Source organism: Amycolatopsis sp. FDAARGOS 1241 (assembly GCF_016889705.1).
Classification (GTDB): domain Bacteria; phylum Actinomycetota; class Actinomycetes; order Mycobacteriales; family Pseudonocardiaceae; genus Amycolatopsis.
Window position 1 is genome coordinate 6577800 of sequence record NZ_CP069526.1, and the last position, 23362, is coordinate 6601161.

Annotated in this window: 22 protein-coding genes and 6 pseudogenes; 9 read left to right on the plus strand and 19 right to left on the minus strand. The window is 71.1% G+C overall.

Annotated elements, in window-relative coordinates; all coding sequences use genetic code 11:
* The first annotated feature begins 158 nt into the window (after positions 1-158).
* Together I6J71_RS32135 and I6J71_RS32140 are read left to right on the plus strand one after the other, a co-directional pair.
* Positions 159-1190, plus strand: a complete 1032-nt coding sequence (locus I6J71_RS32135; RefSeq protein ID WP_239154042.1) for a sigma-70 family RNA polymerase sigma factor — start codon at positions 159-161, stop codon at positions 1188-1190.
* A gap of 625 nt (positions 1191-1815) precedes the next feature.
* Entirely contained in the window at positions 1816-3474 is a 1659-nt protein-coding gene (locus I6J71_RS32140) for a fumarate hydratase (protein WP_204090283.1), read from the plus strand.
* Positions 3475-3531: 57 nt separating this feature from the next.
* On the opposite strand, the gene I6J71_RS32145 is transcribed toward I6J71_RS32140, so the two are convergent.
* The 8 genes from I6J71_RS32145 to I6J71_RS32180 form a co-directional block, all read right to left on the minus strand.
* A complete protein-coding gene (locus I6J71_RS32145) occupies positions 3532-3954 on the minus strand; it encodes a MarR family winged helix-turn-helix transcriptional regulator (RefSeq protein WP_204090284.1) in 423 nt (140 codons plus the stop codon).
* A complete protein-coding gene (locus I6J71_RS32150) occupies positions 3954-5339 on the minus strand; it encodes an MFS transporter (RefSeq protein WP_239154043.1) in 1386 nt (461 codons plus the stop codon). The genes I6J71_RS32145 and I6J71_RS32150 overlap by 1 nt, the downstream gene beginning before the upstream one ends.
* A 152-nt stretch (positions 5340-5491) precedes the next feature.
* Positions 5492-5929, minus strand: a complete 438-nt coding sequence (locus I6J71_RS32155) for an SRPBCC family protein (RefSeq protein ID WP_204090285.1) — start codon at positions 5927-5929, stop codon at positions 5492-5494.
* 179 nt (positions 5930-6108) lie between these two features.
* Positions 6109-6615, minus strand: coding sequence for a hypothetical protein (locus I6J71_RS32160; protein WP_239154044.1), 507 nt, complete (start codon positions 6613-6615; stop codon positions 6109-6111).
* A gap of 41 nt (positions 6616-6656) precedes the next feature.
* Positions 6657-7040 (minus strand): hypothetical protein, encoded by a 384-nt coding sequence (locus I6J71_RS32165; protein WP_239154045.1) that lies wholly within the window; start codon positions 7038-7040, stop codon positions 6657-6659.
* A gap of 204 nt (positions 7041-7244) precedes the next feature.
* A complete protein-coding gene (locus I6J71_RS32170) occupies positions 7245-7913 on the minus strand; it encodes a phosphonatase-like hydrolase (RefSeq protein WP_204090287.1) in 669 nt (222 codons plus the stop codon).
* Complete coding sequence (locus tag I6J71_RS32175) at positions 7910-9019, minus strand: TIGR03364 family FAD-dependent oxidoreductase (RefSeq protein ID WP_204090288.1); 1110 nt, start codon at positions 9017-9019, stop codon at positions 7910-7912. Before I6J71_RS32175 ends, I6J71_RS32170 begins: the two co-directional genes overlap by 4 nt.
* A gap of 95 nt (positions 9020-9114) precedes the next feature.
* Positions 9115-9495, minus strand: a complete 381-nt coding sequence (locus I6J71_RS32180; protein WP_204090289.1) for a DoxX family protein — start codon at positions 9493-9495, stop codon at positions 9115-9117.
* 536 nt (positions 9496-10031) lie between these two features.
* Between I6J71_RS32180 and I6J71_RS32185 the strand changes: the two genes are divergently transcribed.
* On the plus strand, positions 10032-10772 hold the full coding sequence (locus I6J71_RS32185; RefSeq protein WP_370542237.1) for a trypsin-like serine protease: 741 nt from the start codon (positions 10032-10034) through the stop codon (positions 10770-10772).
* A gap of 371 nt (positions 10773-11143) precedes the next feature.
* Here the strand turns inward: I6J71_RS32185 and I6J71_RS32190 are convergent.
* A pseudogene (locus I6J71_RS32190) lies at positions 11144-11669 on the minus strand (nitronate monooxygenase); the annotation flags it as partial.
* Between the two features lie 289 nt (positions 11670-11958).
* On the opposite strand from I6J71_RS32190, the pseudogene I6J71_RS32200 reads away from it, so the two are divergent.
* Positions 11959-12267: pseudogene (locus I6J71_RS32200) on the plus strand (thiolase domain-containing protein); the annotation flags it as partial.
* A gap of 9 nt (positions 12268-12276) precedes the next feature.
* Here the strand turns inward: I6J71_RS32200 and I6J71_RS32205 are convergent.
* Genes I6J71_RS32205 through I6J71_RS32215 form a run of 3 tightly spaced genes read right to left on the minus strand, consistent with a single transcriptional unit; the run spans position 12277 to position 15382 of the window.
* The gene (locus tag I6J71_RS32205) at positions 12277-13299 is read right to left on the minus strand and encodes a YhjD/YihY/BrkB family envelope integrity protein (RefSeq protein WP_370542001.1); all 1023 of its coding nucleotides are present in this window, start codon (positions 13297-13299) and stop codon (positions 12277-12279) included.
* A 49-nt stretch (positions 13300-13348) separates the two neighbouring features.
* Positions 13349-14128 (minus strand): transglutaminase family protein, encoded by a 780-nt coding sequence (locus tag I6J71_RS32210; protein WP_204090292.1) that lies wholly within the window; start codon positions 14126-14128, stop codon positions 13349-13351.
* Positions 14129-14155: 27 nt separating this feature from the next.
* Positions 14156-15382, minus strand: a complete 1227-nt coding sequence (locus I6J71_RS32215; RefSeq protein ID WP_204090293.1) for a cytochrome P450 — start codon at positions 15380-15382, stop codon at positions 14156-14158.
* A gap of 245 nt (positions 15383-15627) precedes the next feature.
* On the opposite strand from I6J71_RS32215, the pseudogene I6J71_RS32220 reads away from it, so the two are divergent.
* Positions 15628-16737 (plus strand): annotated as a pseudogene (locus I6J71_RS32220) (acetyl-CoA C-acyltransferase).
* A 51-nt stretch (positions 16738-16788) separates the two neighbouring features.
* On the plus strand, positions 16789-17151 hold the full coding sequence (locus tag I6J71_RS32225; protein WP_204090294.1) for a VOC family protein: 363 nt from the start codon (positions 16789-16791) through the stop codon (positions 17149-17151).
* Between the two features lie 58 nt (positions 17152-17209).
* Here the strand turns inward: I6J71_RS32225 and I6J71_RS32230 are convergent, their stop codons facing one another.
* The 4 genes and pseudogenes from I6J71_RS32230 to I6J71_RS32245 form a co-directional block, all read right to left on the minus strand.
* Positions 17210-17824: a hypothetical protein gene (locus I6J71_RS32230; protein WP_204090295.1), complete on the minus strand. Its 615-nt coding sequence runs from the start codon at positions 17822-17824 to the stop codon at positions 17210-17212.
* A gap of 147 nt (positions 17825-17971) precedes the next feature.
* A complete protein-coding gene (locus I6J71_RS32235; RefSeq protein ID WP_204097340.1) occupies positions 17972-18460 on the minus strand; it encodes a pyridoxamine 5'-phosphate oxidase family protein in 489 nt (162 codons plus the stop codon).
* Positions 18461-18496: 36 nt separating this feature from the next.
* Positions 18497-19155: pseudogene (locus tag I6J71_RS32240) on the minus strand (SDR family NAD(P)-dependent oxidoreductase); the annotation flags it as partial.
* Positions 19146-19354 (minus strand): annotated as a pseudogene (locus I6J71_RS32245) (SDR family NAD(P)-dependent oxidoreductase); the annotation flags it as partial. The pseudogenes I6J71_RS32240 and I6J71_RS32245, both read right to left, overlap by 10 nt.
* Positions 19355-19434: 80 nt before the next feature.
* Here I6J71_RS32245 and I6J71_RS32250 point away from each other — a divergent pair.
* The 3 genes and pseudogenes from I6J71_RS32250 to I6J71_RS32260 all read left to right on the plus strand — a co-directional run bounded on the left by I6J71_RS32250 (position 19435) and on the right by I6J71_RS32260 (position 21548).
* Positions 19435-19731 (plus strand): hypothetical protein, encoded by a 297-nt coding sequence (locus tag I6J71_RS32250; protein ID WP_204090296.1) that lies wholly within the window; start codon positions 19435-19437, stop codon positions 19729-19731.
* Between the two features lie 34 nt (positions 19732-19765).
* A pseudogene (locus I6J71_RS32255) lies at positions 19766-20738 on the plus strand (NAD(P)H-dependent flavin oxidoreductase).
* 9 nt (positions 20739-20747) lie between these two features.
* A complete protein-coding gene (locus tag I6J71_RS32260) occupies positions 20748-21548 on the plus strand; it encodes an alpha/beta fold hydrolase (protein ID WP_204090297.1) in 801 nt (266 codons plus the stop codon).
* Here the strand turns inward: I6J71_RS32260 and I6J71_RS32265 are convergent, their stop codons facing one another.
* The 3 genes from I6J71_RS32265 to I6J71_RS32275 form a co-directional block, all read right to left on the minus strand.
* Positions 21549-22451: a cytochrome P450 gene (locus tag I6J71_RS32265; protein ID WP_204090298.1), complete on the minus strand. Its 903-nt coding sequence runs from the start codon at positions 22449-22451 to the stop codon at positions 21549-21551.
* Positions 22448-23023 (minus strand): VC0807 family protein, encoded by a 576-nt coding sequence (locus I6J71_RS32270; RefSeq protein WP_204090299.1) that lies wholly within the window; start codon positions 23021-23023, stop codon positions 22448-22450. Before I6J71_RS32270 ends, I6J71_RS32265 begins: the two co-directional genes overlap by 4 nt.
* 106 nt (positions 23024-23129) lie before the next feature.
* Positions 23130-23276: a hypothetical protein gene (locus tag I6J71_RS32275; RefSeq protein ID WP_204090300.1), complete on the minus strand. Its 147-nt coding sequence runs from the start codon at positions 23274-23276 to the stop codon at positions 23130-23132.
* Between the last annotated feature and the right edge of the window lie 86 nt (positions 23277-23362).

Here is a 23362-nt window from a genome sequence, read left to right on the forward strand (position 1 = left end):
CTTCCATTCAGCGAGCCGGGAACGTTTTGGAAACCCGGTGCGTTGACACAAGTGTCCAGCTAAGCCCGCTGGGCCGAAGGTACGGGTTTTCCACAGGGCCCGTGCTCCAGGCGCAGCTCCGGCGAGACACGTTCAGCCCGTGACCGGGGAGGCAGAGAATGTCAGTCCAGACTCTCGAACGCGAAGCGCGCGGGATTCGCGAGCGTGGGATTCCAGAACAGCAGAACGAGGAGCCCGTGGGTGTGGGGACGCCCACGGACGCCGATCTCGACGCCCAGAGCCCGGCTGCCGACCTGGTGCGCGTGTACCTGAACGGCATCGGCAAGACCGCGCTGCTCACCGCGGCCGACGAGGTCGAGCTGGCCAAGCGCATCGAGGCGGGGGTCTTCGCGCAGCACATGCTCGACACCGGCGAGGGCCTCACGTCCAAGCGCCGCACCGAGCTCACCGCGCTGGTGCGCGACGGGCACCGGGCGAAGAATCACCTGCTGGAGGCCAACCTCCGCCTCGTGGTGTCGCTCGCCAAGCGCTACACCGGCCGGGGGATGCCGCTGCTCGACCTGATCCAGGAGGGGAACCTGGGTCTGATCCGCGCGGTGGAGAAGTTCGACTACTCCAAGGGGTTCAAGTTCTCGACCTACGCCACCTGGTGGATCCGCCAGGCCATCACCAGGGGGATGGCCGACCAGGGTCGCACCATCCGGCTGCCGGTCCACCTCGTGGAGCAGGTCAACAAGCTCGCCCGCATCCGCCGCGACCTGCACCAGCAGCTCGGCCGTGACGCGACGCACGAAGAGCTGGCCGCGGAGTCGGGCATCCCGGTGCACAAGATCTCGGATCTGCTCGACCAGTCCCGCGACCCGGTGAGCCTCGACATGCCCGTGGGCACCGAGGAAGACGCGCCGCTGGGCGACTTCATCGAGGATTCCGAGGCGACCGACGCCGAGAGCGCCGTGATCTCCGGTCTCCTGCAGGACGACCTCCGCCGGGTCCTCGCGACGCTGGACGACCGCGAACAGCACGTCATCCGCCTTCGCTACGGCCTGGACGACGGTCAGCCCCGTACCCTCGACCAGATCGGCAAGCACTTCGGCCTCTCGCGGGAGCGCGTGCGCCAAATCGAACGCGAGGTCATGGCGAAGCTCCGCCAGGGTGAGCGGGCCGACCGCCTGCGCGCCTACGCCTCCTGAAGCGGAGGTCAGGGCGAGGCGTGCTCGCGGAAAGCGCTCGCCAGCCGATTCGCGAGGGTGTTTTAGGGGGGTTGAACCCCCAGACCCCGCCAGGGGGAAGGCCCCTTGGACCCCGCGGTGGTCACCTTGCCGCGGGTGATCGCCTGGCCGTGACTCTCCTTGCGTGGTCGCCGGCCTGATCCGGCGCAGAGCTTAGGTCGGCTTCGAAGGTCCCGTGGTCCCCCGGTCCGCGGGGCCTTCGGCGTATCGGCGAAGGCCGTAGCGGTACCGGGAAAAGTGGTTCGGGAGGCCGGGCCCACCCCGACGGACCCGACCTCCCGGGGAAAGCGGAAACGGATGCTGGCACCCGCACCGCGAAGCTCACACCTGGCGTTCCGTTCGCCTGCCACGACAGTCTCGTGACGTAGGTCATAAGTCAACGCGGCCGAACGGGTTGTTGCCCACTGCTTGCTACCCAGTGACCACGCCGATGAAACAGCCGTGATCGTCGGACTCCGGCCGGGCGCGTGAGATCCAGTGCCGTGAGATCCAGTGCCGTGAGACACAGTCGCCGTGCGGGCGTGCGGGGCGCCGGCGGCCGCTGAGTACCGTGGGCGGATCCCGATCAGGGCAAAGGAGCCTGGCTGTGCCGTCCACCACGTTTCAGCACACCGAAGTCCTGCCGCTGGGCAAGGACACCACCACCGAGTACCGGCTCGTCACCGCAGACGGCGTCGAGGTCGTCGAAGCAGCGGGCCGCAAGTTCCTGAAAGTCGAGCCCGCCGCGCTGACGACGCTCGCGCGCACGGCCATCACCGACATCCAGCACCTGTTGCGCACGTCACACCTGCAGCAGCTGCGCGCGATCGTCGACGACCCCGAGGCGAGCGGCAACGACCGGTTCGTCGCGATGGACCTGCTGCGCAACGCGGCTATCTCAGCCGGCGGTGTGCTGCCGATGTGCCAGGACACCGGTACGGCCATCGTCATCGGCAAGCGCTCCGAAGGCGTGCTCACCGGCGGCGACGACGAACGGGCGCTGTCGCAGGGGGTGTTCGACGCCTACCAGCAGCTGAACCTGCGCTACTCGCAGATGGCGCCCCTGAACTTCTGGGAAGAGCGCAACACCGGCACGAACCTCCCGGCGCAGGTCGAGCTCTACCACAAGGATGGAGATAGCGACCCGTCCTACGAGTTCCTGTTCATGGCCAAGGGCGGCGGGAGCGCGAACAAGACCTTCCTGTACCAGGAGACCAAGGCCGTGCTGAACCCGAAGCGGCTCGCGCGGTTCCTGGACGAGAAGCTGCGCAGCCTCGGCACCGCGGCGTGCCCGCCCTACCACCTGGCGATCGTCGTCGGCGGCATGTCGGCCGAGTTCAACCTCAAGGTCGCGAAGCTCGCGTCGGCGCGCTACCTCGACACGCTGCCGACGGAGGGCTCCGAGCTGGGCCACGCGTTCCGCGACCCGGACCTCGAGCAGCAGGTGCTGGAGATGACGCGCCAGTTCGGCATCGGCGCGCAGTTCGGCGGCAAGTACTTCTGCCACGACGTCCGCGTGATCCGCCTGCCCCGCCACGGCGCGTCGTGCCCGGTCGGCATCGCCGTCTCGTGCTCGGCCGACCGCCAGGCCAAGGCGAAGATCACCGCCGACGGCGTGTTCATCGAGCAGCTCGAGCGCGACCCCGCGCGGTTCCTGCCCGACGTGACCGAGGACGACCTGTCCGACGAGGTCGTGAGCGTCGACCTCAACCGCCCGATGGACGAGATCCGCGCCCAGCTCTCGCAGCTGCCCGTGAAGACGCGCCTGTCGCTCACCGGGCCGCTGGTCGTCGCGCGCGACATCGCGCACGCGAAGATCGCCGAGCGCCTCGACGCGGGCGAGGAGATGCCGCAGTACCTCAAGGACCACCCGGTGTACTACGCCGGTCCGGCGAAAACTCCCGACGGTTACCCGTCCGGCTCGTTCGGCCCCACGACGGCCGGGCGCATGGACTCCTACGTCGAGCAGTTCCAGGCCGCGGGCGGCTCGATGGTGATGCTGGCGAAGGGCAACCGTTCCAAGCAGGTCACCGCCGCCTGCCAGAACCACGGCGGCTTCTATCTCGGCTCGATCGGCGGCCCGGCCGCGCGGCTGGCCAAGGACTGCATCAAGAAGGTCGACGTGCTCGAGTACCCCGAGCTGGGCATGGAAGCGGTCTGGAAGATCGAGGTCGAGGACTTCCCCGCCTTCATCGTCATCGACGACAAGGGCAACGACTTCTTCGCGGCCACCAGCGAACCGGTCCTGCAGATCAGCTTCCGCTGACCCGGTCCTGACACGGCTCCGCCCCGCTCGCCGGCAGGTGAGCGGGGCGGTTTCGCGTCAGTCGACCAGCAGTTCCGTCAGCCGATCCAGCTCGGCCAGGTCCTCGGACGACATCGCGAGCATCGCCTTCGGCGGCTCGCCCAGGATGCGATTGGCGAGCGCCGCCGCGTCGTGGCCCGCCGGGGTGACGGTGACGACGCGGCTGCGCCGGTCCTCCGGGTGCTGTTCGCGCAGGACGAGCCCGCGCCGGACCAGTTCGTCGACGACGTGCGTGGTGTACGGGCGGTCGGTGTTGAGCTGCTCGGTCAGCTCGCTCATCGTGAGTGGCCGGGCGGCCACGCGGCGCAGTGCCTTGATCTTGATGAAGCTCATGCCGAGCGCGTCGCAGACCTCACGCTTGCGTTCGTGGCGATCGAGCACGAGCGAGCGCACGCGGGCCCAGACGCGCTCCGCCACCTCGTCGTCGTCACCGGACGGCATCAGGCGCGCACCAGGTCGGAGCCGTGGTCTTCTTCGAGGCCGACGCGGCGGGCGGTCGCGTGTGCCCAGCGCGTGGTGGTCACCAAACCGAGCACGATCACCAGCACACCGCACCCGCCGATGATCCACCACCCGGCGTGGCTGGCGGCCGGCAAACCGGAGGCGAACGGGCCGTGGACGCGGGCCGTGACGACCGCCCCGATCACCGCGACCCCCAGTGACGTGCCCACCTGCCGGCTTGTCGACGCGATTGCCGCGGCCACGCCCGCCTGCGCGCGCGGCATGCCGGACACCGCCGCGTACGTGATGGGCGCGTTGACCAGGCCGAACCCGATGCCGAAGACGAGGTAGGCGATCATCAGCAGCCACAGTGGCGTGGTCGCGGACAGGTCGACCATCAGCAGCGCGCCGACGACCGTGCCGATACCCGCGCCGACGAGCGGCAACCGCGCGCCGCGCGTGCCCACGAGCCGGCCCGAGATGGGGGCGCAGACAGCGCACATGATGGCCATCGGCAGCGTCAGCAAGCCCGCGTGCAGCGCGCTGTAGCCACGGGTGTCCTGCAGGTAGAGCGAGTTGAGGAAAAGGAACCCGGCCATAGCCGCGATGCCGGACACCGCGGTGAGCGTGGCGCCGGAGAACGGGGCGCTGCGGAAGAACCTCGGTTCCAGCAGCGGGTCTTCACGCCGGCGTTCGTACGGCACGAACACGGCCAGCGCCACCACCGCCAGCGCGAACGCGACGAGGATCTGCGGCGAGCCATAGCCGGAGTCGCGGCCCTCGATGATGCCGTAGGTGAGACCGGCGAGGAACACGATCACGAGCAGCTGGCCCACCGGGTCGAGCCGGCGCGGCCGCGGCGCGCGCGATTCCGGCACGAACACGGCGGTGAGCACGACGGCGACGATGACCACGGGCACGTTGATCCAGAAGATGGAGCGCCAGCCGGCCGCGCCCACGAGCGCACCACCGAGCACCGGTCCGACGGCCATGGACAGCCCCATCGTGGCGCCCCACATGCCGATCGCGCGCCCGCGCTCCTTCGGGTCCGTGAACGTGTTGGTGACGATCGACATCGCCACCGGGTTGAGCATCGAACCGCCGACGGCCTGCAGCGCGCGGAACGCGATGAGCAGCCCCACGCTCGGCGCGACGCCGCACAGCAGCGAGCCGAGGCCGAACAGCACCAGGCCCGTCTGGAAGGTGCGCCGCCGCCCGAGCCGGTCGGCCGTCGACCCCGACAGCATGAGCAGGCTCGCCAGCACGAGCGTGTAGGCGTCGATCGTCCACTGCAGACTCGAGACGGACGCGCCCAGGTCGTGCTGGATGGAGGGCAGCGCCAGGTTCACGATCGTGTTGTCGAGCCCGACGATGAACAGGCTCATGCAACAGACACCGAGCACCATCTGACGCCGCCGACGGCTGAGCTCCGGCACGGTACTCCTCGAAACTAGTTGTAGAACCCTAACATTTAGCACGCTACAACTAATCTTCCGTGCCGTCACCGGACGGCGGCGCAGCTCACGCCCCGACCCGGTCAGCCGGGGAACATCTTCGTGAGCCGGGCGAGGGTCTTCTCGATGCCGTCGGCGTTGCGCTTGGGGAAGCCGAGCAGCTGCAGCGCCGCGGGTGAACGCGCGGTGGAGTAGTCGAACGTCTCGGTCACCGACGTCTTCCCCTCGCCCGCCGGCTCGAGCAGCCAGCGCCAGCGGTGGCCCATGAAGTGGCACCACGCGATGAGCCGGTTCTCCTCGAACTCCACCACGGTGTTCCGGATCCGGTACGGCGCGCCCATCCGCATGTCCATGCCGAACGCCGCCCCGAGGGACAGCCGCGCGGGCCCGCCGTCACGGCCGGCGCGGACGGTGCCGGAACCGTCGATCAGCGGGTGGTTGGCGGGGTCGGCGAGGAGGTCGAAGATCTGCTCCGGACGGGCGGCGACGAGCACGGTGCGCGAGACCTGGCGAGTACCCATGGCCGGTGAGCCTAGGGGCCGGGTGGTGCGTCGACGATTCGAACGCCGTGCGGGGAAAGGAGATCACCCGGGTGCCGAGGGGGCAGAGGCACCCGGGTGACCACCGGAACCGGCGCCGGCGCGGCTCGGGCCCGAAGGCCCCCCCGAACGAGCCGCGTGACGCCGGAAGCACGAAATCCTCACCGCGGCGGTGAGTGCTTCAGCACCACCGTCCGCTCGCCGAGCGGCGCGGCGAGCGCCACGGACAGCACCGGGTAACGCAGGTCCATCGTGCACATCTGACCGGTCTGGGCCTTGGTCTCGCTCAGGTCCACGACCACGTGCTGGGCCGTCTGCTCGGTCGCCTCGCCGAGCGCGTGCCCGCAGCCGCCCTCTTCGGCGCGGAGGTTCAGGATCGTGCCGCCGTTGTCGGTGTTCACCTGGTGCGGGAAGCCGGACGGCAGGGCCGATGCGTCGACCTGCGAGGCCGGGACCGGCGTGCTGCCGGGCGGGAAGTCGAAGCGGGACACGCCCGGCGGGTTGGCCGGCGGCTTCGGGACCGCGGACGGCGAGGTCGAGATGCTGCCGCTCGGTGCCGCGGAGTCGCCTCCGGATCCGGGGTGGGTGGCCATCGTCTCCTGGCTGCCACAGGCGGTGACCGTGGCAAGGATCAAGCCCGTGCCGACCAGCTTCGTCAAGTACCTCATGCACCCAGGACGGAACGGGTACCGCGGTGGGTTGCACACGATCAAGGACCCGGCTGCAGCACCAGCGTGCGACCGCCGAGCGGTTCACTGAGCGGCACCGGCAGCGACACCTCGCGCACGTGCATCGGGCACATCTGCCCGTGCGGCGCCTTCGTCACCGTCACCCGCACGACCACGTGCTGCGCCGTCTGCTCGCCGGCGACCGCGGAAATGTGGTCGCAGCCGGCCTCTTCGGCGTGGATGACGACGACCTTGCCGCCTTGCGCGAGCGTCACGTCGTGCGGGTAGCCGGCCGGCAGCGCCGACGCGTCGAGCTGCCCCGGAGCCGGCGCCGTGTCACCCGGGGGCACGCCCTGCGTCGGGCGGCTCTGCGGCGGCCCGACCGGCGAAGGCGGGGGCGCCGGAGCGACCGGGGTCGTCCGCACGGGCGGGATGCCTGGAGTGGCCGGAGTGGTCGAAACCACCGGTGGCGGCGAAGAGGCCGGGCCCGGACCCGCCGGCACCGTTCGTTCGCCGCACGCCGCGGCCGAAAGCAGCAGCACGCCCACACCCAGGACCTTCACCGTTGTCCGCATACCGTGCGGACGGAACCGGCGCGGCCGCGGTTGCACGGGCGGGCGCGAAATCTTTCAGCCCAGGGCGTCCGGCAGGTCGCGCACGGAGCCGAGCACGTGCGTCGCGCCGGCTTCGCGAAGTTCGGTCCGCGTCCCGGCCCCGGTCAGCACCCCCGCCACCACGCGCGCGCCGGCGGCGAGCCCGGTCCGCACGTCCGCCGGCGTGTCCCCGGCGACCGCGACGTGCCGGACATCCGTGATTCCCAGCCGTAGCACCGCGGCCAGCACGAGATCGGGGTACGGCCGGCCGCGCAGCCCGTCGCCGGGCGCGAGCGCCAGGTCGGCGAGGCCGCGCCAGCCGAGGGCGCCGAGGATCGCCTGCTGCGTGGCAACCGCGAAGCCGGTCGTGAGCGCGACCTTGACACCCCCGTGGCGCAGGCCACGGATCACCTCCTCCGCGCCCGGCACCGGCTTGCACTCCCCCGCCGCGACCAGCACGTGGTACGCGCGCTCGAACTCGGCGTTGGCGCGCTGCGCGAGGTCCTCGGTGGGCAGCAGCGACCGGAACACGGTGATCTTCGGCTGGCCCATGGTGGCGTGGACGTGCGCCAGCATCCCAGCGAACCTTGAGTCCTCCTCGGACACCCCGGCCGCGCCGATCGCGGCGGTGAAGGCGCGCACGACGAGCCCGTCGTCGGCGACCGTGGTGCCGGCCAGGTCCAGCACGACCAGTTCCGTGGTCACAGACCCACCTCCAGCGCCGTGTCCTCGGCGATCGCCGGGGAGCACGTCATGCCGCGCCCGCCGGGTCCGGTGACGAGGAAAGCGTTGTCCGCCAAGCGTTCCCGGTGCACGATCGCGGCCGGGTCGGTGGCTTGGGCGTAGACGCCGGCCCAGCGGCGGACGATCCGCGGCATAGGGCGGCCAAGCAGCGCGCCGGCGACGTCGGCGAGGTGCTCGTACGGGTCTTCGGTCACGTCGAAGCCGAAGGGCTGCGCGTACTCGTGGGTGTCGCCGATGGTGAGCGAACCGTCGAGGCGCTGGACCACCAGCAGCTGCATGGCGTTCTTCGCGGCGACTTCGCCCTGCGGCTGGTCGCGCTCGAGGGCGTCGCTGCGGAACGCCGGGTAATAGCGGAAGCTGTCGGCGTCGGCGACGCTCGTGGTCAGCCGCTCGTCCAGCGGCTCGGTCTGCGCCATCTGCAGCCGGACGCGGCGGACGGGCAGCACGCCGGCGATCTCCCGGACCAGACCGCCGAGCCACGCGCCGGTGCAGAACAGGACGACGTCGCCTTCGTGGCGGTCGCCGTGGTCGTCCGTGACGCCGGTGCCGGTGAGGCTGCGCACTTCGCGGCCGGGGAGCCACCTGTAGCGGCCGGTGGACTGCAGCGCCGCGCGAAGGGCGGGTTGGGCGGTGCGCGGTTCGACGGCGGCGTCGCGTTCGCACCAGAGCGCGGCGGTGAAGCCGCCGCGGAGCGCGGGGTTCACGGCGCGGGCCTCGGCCGGTGTGAGGAGTTTGAAGCCGCGGTCGGCCGCGTCGGCGCTCCCGGCGGCTTCCCGCGCGACCGTGACCTCGGCCTCGGTCCTCAGCACGGTGAGGGACCCGTTCGCGCGGAAGCCCACCTCGGGGACCGACGCGGCGATCTCCTCCCACAGCCGGCGCGCCCGCAGCGCGGTGTCGAGCTCCTTCCCCGCCGCGCGGCCGCTGACCCAGACGAGGCCGAAGTTGCGGACGGAAGCGCCGCGCGCCTCGGCTTCCCGCTCGATCTGCACCACCTCGTGCCCACGGCCGGCGGCCTGCCACGCGTGCATCGTCCCCAGCACGCCACCACCCACGATCACCACTCGCACGCCCGTCACGGTCGCCGCCGGGCGGGAATGGTGGTTGGCGTGGCGAAGAACGTGGGGTGAAGAGGTGGCGGTCGATTGGGTCGCTTGTTCCGGGGTCAGAGCCGGCCGGTGGCGACGAACGCGGCCAGCGCGAGGATGAGGACGTTGACGCCGACGTTGCGCCACTCGGCGGCCTTGTGCCGGGTGATCGCGAGGCGCGCGTGCATGGCCATCGCGCCGATCATGACCACGACCAGGCCCAGCGCGGCCCACCCGGTCAGCGCCGGTGCGACGCCGGTGAGCTGCGGCAGGGTCAGCCCGAGCACGGCGAGCAGCTCGCAGACCGCCGCGAACCGCACCACCGGCAACGGATAGGCGGCGGCGCCCGTCTGGCCCGTTTCCAGCATGCGCTGACGCGACATCGTGGACTTGAGCGAACCGGACAGGGCGAACAGCAGCGCGAGGACGATCTGTCCGGTCCAGAGTGCGATGTTCACGCGGGGTCTCCCTTCGAAGGTGGCCGTCGGGAAGGGAACGGGACAGCGCCGCGAGGTGTGACACGGGCGAGGTGTCGGCGCAGTCGCCGCCGGCGATCGCCCGTGGTGGTTCGCCGGTGGCGATGCTCGCGGCCGCGACCGGAAGACCGCCTGCGGGTGCGCGGGCCGCCGCTCGCGAGGCGGGTGCTCGTGGACAGCACGCCGGCGGTCGTCAGCGCTCGTGGTCTACACCGCGGTCGCGGAGGCGCTGTCGCTCGCGCTGGGACCTGCGCTGACTCCGGAGACGGCGTCGGGCTCGGCGCCGGTGGCGCGGGTGGGCCGCCGGGTTTCGCGGGACAGCGCTGAAAGTTTCGCGACGAAGGGACCGTTCGCGCCGCAAATCCGAACAAAGTAGCTTGTCCGATTTGCCCCTCTCTGCTGTAGTCAGCTGATCACTCCCCGTATCCTTGTTCCACTTCGGACACCGGAAGGACGGATCCCCCGTGACCTCCAAGAGATGGTTCACCCTGCTCGGAAAAGCTCTTGTCGGCGTCACCGTGCTGGCCACGACCCTCGGGCTCGCGTCGCCGGCGGACGCGTCGACGAGCGGCACCCAGGTCGTCGGCGGCACGCGCGCGGCCCAGGGCGAGTTCCCGTGGATGGTGCGGCTCTCCATGGGCTGCGGCGGCGCCCTGTACACGCCGCAGATCGTGCTGACAGCCGCCCACTGCGTCACGCGCACGGGCTCGAACACGTCGATCACCGCGACACTCGGGGTCGTCGACCTGCAGAGCTCCAGTGCGAAGAAGGTGCGCTCCAGCTACGTGTACCGCTCCACCACGTACACCACCACCGGGGGCGACTGGGCCCTGATCAAGCTGGCGAGCCCCGTCAGCGGCATCCCCACGCTGCCGCTCGCCACGAGCACCTCGCTGAACTCGGGCACGTTCACCATCGCCGGCTGGGGCGCCGCGACCGAGGGCGGCGCGCAGCAGCGCTACCTGCTGAAGGCCCGGGTCCCCTTCGTCAGCGACTCGACGTGCGAAGCCCAGGGCGGCGACTACTCCGACCTCATCCCGGCCGCGGAGATCTGCGCGGGCAACGTCTCCTCCGGCGGCGTCGACACCTGCCAGGGCGACTCCGGCGGCCCCATGTTCCGCCACGACACCGCCGGCGCCTGGGTGCAGGTCGGCATCACGAGCTGGGGAACCGGCTGCGCCCGCCCGCACGCCCCCGGCGTCTACACGGAGGTGACGAGCTTCGCGGACGCGATCGCCTCGGCCGCCTCGAAGATGTAGCGTCCGCTGAGGAGAGTCCTTAGTTTCGGGTTCGGGTTTCGGGTTCGGGTTCCGGCTTCGGGTTCCACCGGCTGCACAACCGCCAACCACTTACGCCACGAAGAACCCACCCGACCCCTGCCCAGCACCCCGAAAGGCGACGGACCCCACCTACGCAACCGCCGCCAAACTACGCAAAGAGTGATGCACCCAGCCCCCGCCCAGCACCGCGATCCGAAACCCTCACACGGCCACACCTGAGCTTCGGGGTGCACACGCCTCGCAACACGCCCCCGCGCAGGACCGCCTCAACCCACAAACGAAACCGCCACACACGCCCCTGCGCAGGGCCCACACCACAACCGACCGCACGTTTGTCCTAACAAGACCCCTCACGAAAACTCCTTCACAGCCTCCTCATATCCCTCCACAAGACCGTTCATCACCTCCGCCACCAAACGAACTCGATCCATCCGGCCCACGATCTGGCCCACTGGCTTCGACACCACCGCCGGCTCGCTCACGGCGTGGATCCGGTTGTGGAAGTGGGAGACCAGCAGGTCGGCAACGGCATCGGCAACGGTTCGGGCGCGTCCGGCGCGGCACAGGCGTCCGTCCAGCGGGTTTTGAGCAGGCGCGCGGGTTTGCCGGTGTAGCTGCGGGCGCGGACGGCGGCGGAGGTCACGCCGACGAGCGCGGTCTGCATCGAGCCGGAGCCGGGCATGGTGCGGCGGTACACCTCCGTGGCGAGCCAGAACGAGCCCATCCACACACCGGTCGCGCCGAGCACCAGCGCGGTCGCGACCGGCCCGAGCCGATGCCGCCGGCAGCGAACACGGGGACGTCGGCGCCGACGGCGCCGACGATTTCCGGTACGACCACCATCGACGCGATCTCCCCGGTGCTCCCACCAGCCTCGACCGTCTCGGGGTACCCCGTTCTCGCCGCCGGTGTTCATCGCACTGCGAACCGCGGCCGAACAGCGTGACCGTGCCCTCGTCCTTGCCGAACGCGACGCGCGGGCCGGCGCTGTGGTCGGAGTCCTTGCCCACCATGCCGATCCCGGTGAAACCGCTCTCCGGCGAACCGATCGCGTCGGTGATCACGACACCCCGCAGCAGGTCGAGCATCTTCTGCTTCACCGACTGCGAGAACAGCGCGGCGCGGCTCGACGCGAGACACGCTCTTAGCGTCGTAGCCACTTCGGATCCACGTGCCGTGCTCGTGGTTCGAGCCGATGTGGCTCGAGAACCTGGGTTTCGCGGGCGAAGACGGGGGCTGGAAGGTGGCCGAAGCCGGCGATACCGCGCTCGATGACCGGCTGCCGGTGAACCCGCCGGGCGGCGTGCTGTCGTCGAACCCGATCGGCGCGTCGGGCATGCTGCGCTTCTCCGCGGCGGTCAAACAGGTGATGGGCCGCGCGGGCGACCATCAGGTCGACGAGGCGCGGGTCGCACTCGACCACGCGTACGGCGGCGGCTCGCAGTACTTGGGCTCGGCCAAATCCGGCTCGTGACCGGCTCGATCACGAGCGGGACCGGCGCCGGCCGCGCAACGCGAACACCGTACCCAGTGCGCCCAGGACAGCGCCGAGCGCGAGCGGACCAGCCGGGTTGTGCCTCGGCGCGGCGACCGGCCGCAGTTCGGTCGGTGTCGGCGGCGGAATCGGTTTCCGCGGGGCGTCGCGCGCGGTGGCCGTCCACGCCGTGATGTACACGAGCATGCGGGCGATCAACGAGATGAAGAACAACAGGCCGATCACCGAGCCGAACGCGACACCGGTCGGCGACACGCTGATCAAGCTCAAGTAGAAACCACCGGCCTGCTTCAGCAGCTCGAAGCCGAGCGCCGCCGCGACCGCGCCGCGCATCGCGCTGCGCCAGCCGACCCGTTCGCGCGGCAACCGCGTGAGCACCCACAGGAACACGAGCCAGTCTGCGGCCAGCGCCAGTGGCACGGACACCACCGACAGCACCGTGCGGCCCCAGCTCGTGTCCGCCACGCCGATCAGACCCAGCAGGTAGTGCCCGACGGCCGTGCCGGACACGGTGATGCCGAACGACACGAGCAGCGCTGCCGCGAGCCCCAGCAGCGCGAGCACGTCGACGGCGATCGTGCGCAGCAGCGGCTGGTCGGAGCGGTTCTGCCCGTACATCGCGGTGAGCGCGTCGCGCAGCGAGTTCATCCAGTTCCAGCCCGAATAGAGCCCGACGACGAGACCCGCGACCCCGACGCTCGTGCGCTGCTCCACGAAGCCCGTCAGCAGCTCCGCGGCTTTGTCGCCGAGCGAGCCCGGGAGCGTGCCGGAGATCGCGTGCAGCAACTGGTCGAGCAGCTGCGGCTGCGAAGCCAGCACGAAGCCCCCGACCGAGGACGCCAGCATCAGGATCGGCACGAGCGAGAGCAGGCTGAAGTAGGTGATCGACGCGACGTAGTGGTAGCCGCCGTAGTCGAAGTACCGGTTCGTCGCGAGGGCGAGGTGGTCGAGCCACCGGTACCGGGCACGCGCGCGGGCCCACCGGCTCGGCCCAGGCAATTCACGGTTCACGGTCACTGTCTACCCAGCCGGGGCCGGGTTTGTCGCAGCGGACACGCGATCAGCCCAGGACCACCGGTTTGCCCGGGTCATCGGGTGGTAGCGCGCCGTCGGCCGTCGCGAAGACGGTGGCGCCGAGGAAGTCGAGCTCGCAGCCGAGCGGGGTGAGGAACGCGGTGTCCGCGGCGTCGCGGCCGGTGGCGATCCGCAGCATCGTCCGGCGCGATGCCCGGCGGGTCGCGTCGAACACCAGCCAGCGGCCGCCGACGCCGGCCTCGAACACGGCGTGGAAGTCCATCGGCACCAGGCCGGGAGCGTAGACGGTGGTGAACCGGGCGGGGATGCCCGCGACCCGGCACAGGGTGATGCACGCGTGGGCGAAGTCGCGGCAGGAACCGACCCCCGCACGCAGGACTTCGGCGGCGTCGCGGCCTTCGCGGGCGCTCGCGACGTAGTCGAGGCGTTCGTGCACGTGGTCGGTGATGGCGTGCACGCGGGCGCGGTCGTCGGTGTGCCGCGCCAGGTCGAGCCCGGGCATGCGGTCGGCCGGGCAGTAGCGGCTCGGGCGGGTGTAGCGAGCGAGGTCCGCGAGCGTGACCGGTTCGGCGGCGGAGCGGTGCAGGGTGCGTTCGCCGTGGTAGGTGACGCGGTGCTCGCCCGCTTCGAGGTCGAACACCTCCGCGCGCGTGCCGTGGTCGAGCTCGGCGGCGCGGGGACTGCCGGCGCCGGACACGGCCAGCTCGTCGGCGTCCGCGTGCACGGCGGCGACCGAGATCGCGGCGAGGCCGGGTTTCGTCACCCGGACGCCGAACTCGACGTCGACGCACACGCGGTGGGTCACCCGGTCATCATGCCGGTTTCCGCCGGATCAGGCGTAGCGGACCTGGTAGTGCTTGATGCCGTTGAGCCAGCTCGAGCGCAGCCGCTGCGGTGGGGCGGCCTCGGTGATCCCGGGCATGACGTCGGCGATCGCGTTGAAGATGAGGTCGATCTCCAGGCGCGCGAGGTTGGCGCCGAGGCAGTAGTGCGAGCCGGTGCCGCCGAAGCCGACGTGGGGGTTGTCCTCGCGGAACACGTCGAACCGCCCGGGGTCGTCGAAGACTTCGGGGTCGAAGTTGGCGGCGCTGTAGAACATGCCGACGCGGTCACCCTTGCGGATGAGCGCGGCGCCGAGTTCGGTGTCGCGCGTAGCGGTGCGCTGGAACGCGACGACGGGCGTGGCCCAGCGGACGATCTCGTCGGGCGCGGTCTTGGGACGGGCGTCGCGGTAGGCCGCCCACTGGCCGGGGTGGTCGAGGAAGGCCTTCATGCCGTGGGTGATGGCGTTGCGGGTGGTCTCGTTGCCCGCGACGGCCAGCAGTATCACGAAAAACCCGAACTCGTCGGAGCCGAGGGCTTCACCGTCGACGTCGGCCTGCACGAGCTTGGTGACGATGTCGTCGACCGGGCAGCGGCGGCGCTCCTCGGCCATGTTCCAGGCGTACCCGACGAGTTCGGCCGACGCGGTGAGGGGTTCGAGCTCGTACTCGGGGTCGTCGTAGGCGACCATCTGGTTGGACCAGTCGAAGATCTTCATGCGGTCTTCCTGCGGGACGCCGATGAGCTCGGCGATGGCCTGCAGGGGCAGCTCGCAGGCGACGTCGGTGACAAAATCGCCTTCGCCCTTTTTTTGCGCTTCGGCCACGATGCGCTCGGCCCGGTCGCGCAGGGTGTCTTCGAGCTTGGCGATGGACCGCGGCGTGAAGCCCTTCGAGACGATGCGGCGCAGCTTGGTGTGCTGCGGGGCGTCCATGTTGAGCAGCACCAGGCGGTTGGCGTCGAGGTTCTCCGCCGTCATCTGGTCGTCGAAGCGGATGATGGCGGTCTTCTCCCACGACGAGTAGAGCTCGCTGTCACGGGAGACCTCTTTGACGTCGGCGTGGCGGGTGACGACCCAGTAACCGTCGTCACCGAAGCCGGCGGTGTTGGGGCGCTGCGGGTTCCACCACACGGGTGCCGTTCGGCGGAGCTCGGCGAACTCCTCCAGGGGCAAGCGGTTCGCGTAGAGGTCCGGGTCCGTGAAGTCGAAACCGGCGGGCAAGAGCGGAGCGGCCAAGGCTGCCTCCAGCACGGGATCGGCGGTGATTCGCGCACTGCAACACGTTCTACGAGCCAGTAGAGCATACGGTGTTAACTCACGGAACCCAATTGGGTGATACCCGTTTACTTTACCGATTCCGTCCAGGTGAACGAGCGCTCAGTCGGGGAAGATCGAAATATTGAGACAGCTGGGGATTCATGCTTCTTGGTGTAACGCGTTCTAGTTTGAGATGGTTTTCAATGGTGGACGAAGGGGTTCTGGTGCGCGAACCAGTGATCGTGGCGGCGGTGCGCCACGCCGATCGGCAAACGCGGCGGCCTGCTTTCCGGCCTGCAAGCGGCCGAACTCCTGGGCGCGGCGCTCCGCGCGGTGGGGGAACGCGGCGGAGTCGATCCGGCTCAGGTGGAGCAGGTCATCGGGGACGCGGTGACCCAGGCTGGCAACCTGACCCGCACGGCGTGGCTGCACACCGGCCTCCGCAAGGCGACGGGCGCCACGATCGACACGCAGTGCGGCTCCGCGCAGCAGGCCGCACCTGGTGGCGGGGTTGATCGCGGTGGGCGCGATTACGACCGGCATGGCGTGCGGGGCCGAGTCCATGCGCGGGGTGCCGCTCGGCGCGAACCGGAGCGACGCGGTGGGCACGCCGCGGCCGCCGTCGTGGTCCATCGACCTGCCGAACCAGTACGCGGCCGCGGAACGCATCGCCGTCCACCGCGGCTTGACTTGCCGAGGTGGACGCGTTCGGCGCCGCCTCGCAACGGAAACCCACGGCGGTGTGCGCGGCGGCGCACTTCGGCCGGGGGATCGTGCTGCTGAAGGACCCGGTGTCGGGCGAGACCCGGCTGGTGGCGCGAGGTCAGGGCTTGCGGAAGACCACTGTGGACGGTATGGCGCGCCTGAAGCCCGTACTCGAGGACGGTGTCCACACGGCCGGCATGTCGTCGCAGATCTCGTACGGCGCGGCCGCGTTGCTGATCGTGGACGCCGCGCCGGCCCGGTCACTGGTCCTGCGCCCGCATCTTGGCCGAGGCGCTGGTCGGCGCGAAGCCCTTCTACCCTTCTGGACGGCCCGATCCAGGCGACCTTTCGCGTGCTCGCGTCGGCGGGCATGACGATCGGCGACCCGGACCTGTACGAGGTCGACGAAGCGTTCGCCTCGGTTGTCCTCTCCGGGCAATCGGTGTACCAGCCGGACCTCTCGCGCGTGAACGTCGACGGCGGCGCCATCGCCCTCGGCCACCGCGTCGGCTCCACCGGCGCCCGCCTGCTCACCACAGCGCTGCACGAACTCGAACGCCGCGACCGCCCTCATCACCATGTGCTCCGGCGGCGCCACGTCCACCGCGACGATCATCGAACGCCTGTGACGACCGAGCTTCCGCCGGCCACGAAATCCGTGACGGACTTACGCTGAGGCGATGAAACTGACCGCAACCGTGATCGGCGCCCCCGACCCGCGGGCGCTGGCGACGTTCTACCAAGCCCTCCTCGGCTGGCCCCTCGGCGCGGACGAGGCGGACTGGGTCACCCTCCGCCCACCTCACGGCGGGGCCGGCCTGTCGTTCCAGCTGGAACGCGAACTCGTGCCCCCGGTGTGGCCACCGAAGCCCGGCTACCAGCAGATGATGCTCCACCTCGACATCGAGGCGGACGACCTCGCGAAGGCCGGCGCGAAAGCCGTCGCGGCCGGCGCACGGCTGGCGGAGTTCCAGCCCCAGGAACACGTCCGCGTCTACCTCGACCCCGCCGGCCACCCGTTCTGCCTGTGGGCCCAGCCCTGACCGGTCCGCACCGGCGCGGAGTGTTCACGCCCACGACCGAGCAGGGCGCCCCGCCGGCTCACGACAACGGCTCGGTGACGACGCCGGGTGGCATCCGCTCCGGTTCGCGCAGCCACACCGCGGCGAAGGCGTGGGCGAGCCGCTTCGGAACTTCGGCCTGCGCGCCACCTCCGTGGAAGTCGATGGTGACCAGGGTGGCGTCGACGTCCCAGCGGACGCGGCGCAGCAGCTTCGCGTAATCCGCGCTCTTGGACACGAAACCGAGGACCCGCCGGGTACCGAGGCGCTGCACCTCGTACTGGATCGCGGCCTCGAGGGTGCCGGGCGGCCAGTCGCGCAAGCGGAGTTTCCGGTCGTAGCACGCGATCGGCTCGTCCGCCCTCGCGACGCCGTAGCCACCGCTGAGGATGAGCAGCCGTCCGGACGCCGCGGCGTCGGGCAGCGCGTCGCCGACGTGCCGGTAGAAGTGGCCCCGGTAGCGCTGCCAGGCAGGTAGCTGGGTCCGGTCGTCGACAACCGAGCGGGGCAGGAGGTCCGCGCGAGCCCGGAGCAGGTCTTCGGGCCAATCCGCGCGAGCCGCCGTGCGTGGGCTGCCGCCGGTGACCTTGGCCTTCGACGGCCCGATGATCAGCAGGGTGCCGGGCTCGTCGACCAGGTCTTCCGCCAGACGCATGCCCGCATTGAACCACCCCTGAGGGCCGCGACCGCACACTCGACCTGCGGCCACGCCGAACTCAGCCGGGTCGGTTGATATCCGAACCCCGCTCAGGCTCGACCTCGCGCCGGACCCGACTGGTAACCGCGCCGTGCCGTGAAAAACTCAGCCCAGCACAGTCTTCTCCACTGGCCCGTTGTCTGGGCGGGCGAAGCGGACCCAGGCGCCGCCGTCGTGCCAGGATTCGATGAAGAGGGTGTTGTCGGCGACCCACGTGTACACCGCTTCTTGGATGTCGAGGTGGAACAGGTGGCTCGGGGCCTCCACGCCGAGGCGGGCGAGTACGTCCGCCTCGGTGATCTCCGCCGCGACGCCCGCGAGTTTGGCATCGCCCTCTCCGCCGTCTTCGATGCCCGGGTAGGCGTGCAACGCGAACCGGCCGTCGCGGCGGAGGTCGCGAGCCTTGAGGGCGCCGAGCATCGAGCCGATGTACAGACGGCCGTCGTCGCGGAAGTCGACCTCGGAGCCGCTCACGCGGGGTGAGCCGTCGCGGCGCAGGGTCGCCAGGACGTGCGATTCGCCGGCCGTGAAGCGTCTGTGCACGTGGTCCGCAAGCGAGGGAGCCGCCGCCGCGAAGGTCTGCCAAGTGGTCATGCGCGCCAGTGAAGCACTCCGCACCGACAATACTTGAGCGCCGTACACCGGTTCGGGTGAGGTCGCGGCTAGCAGCGCAGCCACCGAGAGCCCCAGCTCCGCGGCTTCCCCGGGATCCCTTGTCCCGCGCCGGACCGTGACGTCAGCCGTCCGCCACCGCCACGCGCCCACCGTCCACTTCGAACACCCGCACGGCCACGCCACCGGATTCGAGGGAACCCGGCCACACTCCCAACGGCGACATGTTTTCCGGTGCCATCGCGTCGAATCCCGACGCCGGCCCCGCCATGTCGAACGTCCCCTCCGTCATCCGCGTCCGCGCGGCAGGAGCGATCGTGTGCACCGTGACGCCGAAGCGCCCCAGCTCCGCCGCGGCCACCTAAGCGAGCCCCAGGATCCCCGCCTTCGCCGCCGAATAGCGGGCTTGCCCGACGCTGCCCAGCAGCCCCGGCGCCCGAGCTGGTCATCACCACCCGCGCCTCTCGCGGCCGTCCTGCCTTCGCCTCGGCACGCCAGTACTCCGCCGCGTGCCGCAACGGCGCGAAGTGTCCCTTCGAGTGCACCTGCACCACCGCGTCCCACTCGTGCTCCGCCATCTTCACCGACATCCGGTCCCGTAGGAACCCGGCGTTGAGCACTAGCACCTCCAGCGAACCGAACGCCGCCCCCGCCGCGGACACCAGCCGCGCGGCGCCCGTTCGACGGCGAGCGTCACCGTGAGGTTGTCCAGCCCCGCTTTCGCCGCGCCGTACGCCGCTGTCCGCGGTGACGGCCGCAAAGCGCTGACACTGCTGACGTTGACGATCACGCCGCCCGTTACCGCTGCATCACGGCGTTCGCCGCCTGCACCATGCCCAGCGTCGCCAGGAGGTTGAGCGCCACGACCTTTTCGTGCGCGGCGGTCCCGGCAACACCGCGGACGACCGCACGAGCTAGTGGATCCACGGCACAGCCGGCGCGGGTTCGTGGCCCGCGTGGCCGTGGTGTCCGGCGTCGGCTACCCCCGGGCGCGGGCGCTTTCCCCGCCCTACCATGACGTCCACCGCGTCGTGACCAACCTGGACGTGCTCGACTTCGGCGGCACCGGGCACGCACCACGACTGCCGCACACCCATCCGGGCGTGTGCGTCGACGAGGTCCTCGCCGCGACCTCGTTCCGGCTCGACGCGGCGGAAACGCGGCCGACGCGCGAGCCCACCGGCGAAGAGCTGGCACTGCTGCGCGACCTGCTGGATCCGAAGTCGCTGCGGGACAAGGAAGTCTCGTCGTGAAGGCCGCGTGCGCCACCCCGTGGCGCAGACCGGCATGGGCTGGGTCGCGGACCAGGCCTGGTGTCCGCGACGGCGGAAGCGGGCGGCCTCGGCATCCTCGCGTCCGCCACCATGACCTACGACGAACTCGCCGCCGCGGTCAAGGAAACAAAGGAGCCGCACGGAGAACCCGTTCGGCGTCAACCTCCGGGCCGACGTCGAAGACGCCGGCCGGCGCGGCGACCTGCTCATCGCCGAAGGCGTGCGCGTCGCGTCCTTCGCGCTCGCGCCGAAGCGTGAGCTGATCACGAAGGTCAAGGACCACGGGATCGTCGTGCTGCCGTCGGGCGGCGCGGCTCGCCACGCGGGGGAAAGTGGCGGCGTGAGGCGTCGATGCCGTGGTTGTGCGGGGCGGCGAGGGCGGTGGCCACACCGGCGGCGTCGCGACGACGTTGCTGCTGCCCGCGGTCCTCGACGCGATCGACATCCCGGTGGTCGCGGCGGGCGGCTTCTTCACGGCCGCGGGCCGGCGGCCGGGCGAGCCTACAGCGCGGCCGGGATCGCGATGGGCACGCGGTTCCTGCTCACGCGTGCAAGCACCGTCCCGCACGCCGTGAAGCGGCACTACCTCGAAGTCGACCTCGGTGGCACCGTGGTGACGCGCAAGGTCGACGGGATGCCGCATCACGACACACTCGAAAAGTCCGGGCCACTCACCGGGTTCGTGCGCGCCGCCGTGAACGCCGCGCGATTCCGGCGGCTGAGCGGGCTTTCGTCGGGCGCGCTCGTGCGCGAACGCCTGCGGCTGCGCCACGGCGGTCGCACCGGGCGCAGGTGCTGATGGCCGCGAACATACCGGTGCTGCTGCGCGCGGGTCCGTCGACGGTGGTCCGGCAGCGGGGGTACTGGCGTCGGGGCGGATCGCCGGCCTGCTGCGCGACCTGCCGCCGGTCGCGGACTTGATCGAGGGGATCGTGGCCGACGCGGAGGCGATCCTGCGCCGCCTCGACAACGGCTGTTGTGCTTGACTTCAAGGCATGATCCCGGAAAGCCGCTGCCCGGTCGCGGAGGGCGAGCTCGCCGTCCGCATCGGCGGCGAGGGCCCGATGCTGCTGCTCATCCCCGGCGGGACCGGGGGCGCCGACGCGTACCGCGCGCTCACCAAGCAGCTGCAGACGGACCACACCGTGGTCACCTACGACCGCCGCGGGCATTTCGCCAGCACCGACACGACCACGGGCCCGGTGCCCGTTTCGCTGCAGGCGGACGACGCACTGGCGGTGCTCGACCACGTCGGCGCCGGGCCGATCCCCGTGTTCGGCACCAGCGCCGGGGCACTCATCGGCCTCGATCTCGTGGCCCGCCACCCCGGCCGTGTGTCCGTGCTGGTCGCGCACGAACCGCCGGCCGTGCAGCTGATGCCCGACGCCACGGGCTGGCTCGAAGCCGCGCACGAACAGGTGCGGCTGGCCCGTTCGGGTGACCTCATGAGCGCCGTGACTCGCTTCTCCGACGGGATCGCGGGCGCCGCGCTGCCCGACCTGCCGCACCTGCGGCTCCCCCACGAAGCCGACTGGCTGCGGCTGTTCGACCGCGAGCTCACGGAGTTCTTCGACTACCTGCCCGACCTGCGCGCGCTGCGGCGGGCGAGCACCGAGATCGTGCCCGTGGCCGGCGAGGGCAGCCGCGGCCGCTACCACTACCAGCCGGCGAAGATCCTCGCGCTCGAGCTGGGCCTGCCGTTCGCGGAAGTGCCCGGCGCGCACCTCGCGCCGCAGCGCAACGCGCCGAAGTTCGCCGCGGCGTTGCGCGAACTGCTGTCGTCGGTCACCGACTGATCACCACGTCACCGGCAGCTGCGCGAACTCCGTGTGGCTGACGTCGAAGCGCCGTTCCAGCTCGCTCGGCGGGACGGCCAGGCGGAAGCCGGGCAGAACACGGGGCAGCGCGGTGAAGACCGCCCGCAACTCGAGCCGGGCCAGCGGCGCGCCGAGGCAGTGGTGAGGACCGTGCCCGAACGCGAGGTGGCCGCGCGCGTCGCGGCGGATGTCGAACGTCGTGGGGTTCGCGAAGACGGTCTCGTCGAGGTTGGCCCGCACCGCGCTCAGCAGCACGAGGTCGCCGGTGCGCAGGGTGCGGCCGCCGGTCTCGAAATCGGCGGTCGCACGGCGCGGGCGGCCGCCGATGAGCGGGGACTTCGGCGGCAGCCGCAGGATCTCCTCGACGGTGCCCGGCGCGAGCGCCGGGTCGGCCCACAGCGCGGCCCGCTGATCCGGGTGCGTGTCGAGCGGGACGAGACCCTTGTCGATCGCCGTCGTGGTCGTGACGTGGCCCGCGTACAGCAGGATTTTCGCGTGGCGGGCGGCTTCTTCGGGTGGGACCTCGTGGACGAGGTCGGACAGGACGTCGTCCGCGGGGTGCCCGCGCTTGAAACGGGCGACCTCGGTGAGGTCTTCGCCGGGCGGGGCGCCGAGGAGCCGGCGGATCACCAGCTCCGGGAACGGATCGGAGAAGGCCGCGTGGAAGTCGACCGGCGGGATCAGCTCTTCGAGGAGCCGGTGCGCGAGCGCGTCGACCCCGGGTTTGAGGGCCGCCATGCGCCGGGCGGAAAACGCGCCGGTCAGCAGGCGCCGCATCTGGCGGTGCTCGGCGGGGTCGCGCGCGGGCAGCGGCTCGAGGCGCGGTTCGGCGAAGAGCTGCTTGACCTCCGCGTGGCCGGTGACGACCCACGGCTCGCTCACGCCGCACGCAGCCGGTTGCGGTAGCCGAACACGGCCAGCAGCCCGACGGCGATCACGGCCCAGCCGACGGGCCGGCCGACGGTGACGAACGTCGTGGTCGGCAGCGAGATCGCCAGCACCAGCAGCACTCCGGCGTGCACAGTGAGCAGGCCGCCGATGAGCGCCGTCATCACCGTGATGCCCTTCCGCTGCCCGGGCGCGGCTTCCCGGCCGGTGAAGCGGTGCGCCAGGAGCAGCACCGGTTTCCCGATCAGCGCCGAGCCGAGCAGCACGAGCCCGACCGGCCCGGTGAACACCGCTTCCTGCAGTTTCAGCACCAGTTCGCTGCCGCCCGTGAGCGCCAGCACGATCAGCATCACGACGAACCCGGCGACAGCGACGACGCCGATCGGGTCCACGCGCCGCCGCACGGCGAAGCCACCGACAGTCACGAGCAGCGGGATCGCCGCCGAGATCGCCAGCGCCACCACCTCACTCCCGACGGCGGGTTTGAGCAGCAGGTACACCACCAGCGGCACCACGACGTTCCCCACGAGGCTCGGCACCAGCCGGCGCAGCAGTTCGGGTTTCACAGCAAGCCCTCCCGTTCGGTGAAGCGGACCCGCTCAGCGTGGCCGCGACGAGGGAGCTCCCGCGTCGGCGCCAGGGTGGGACTTGCGCGTGCACCCCGGGATGGAGTCAGGCGGTCTTGCTCTGCGCCCGGCGCAGCAGCCCGGCCCCGGCCGCGGCCGCGGCGATCAGCAGCCACACGAACCCCGCGGGTGCCGGCGAGCCGCCCGCGAGACCCGGGGCGGCCGGGATGGCCAGGCCCCGCACGAGCGGCACCAGCGCTCACCGCGGTCTGCGGCGAAGCTCGCGAGGGACCCGATCACCGCGAACGCGGCGACGCAGCCGCACAGGAGCCTGCCCAG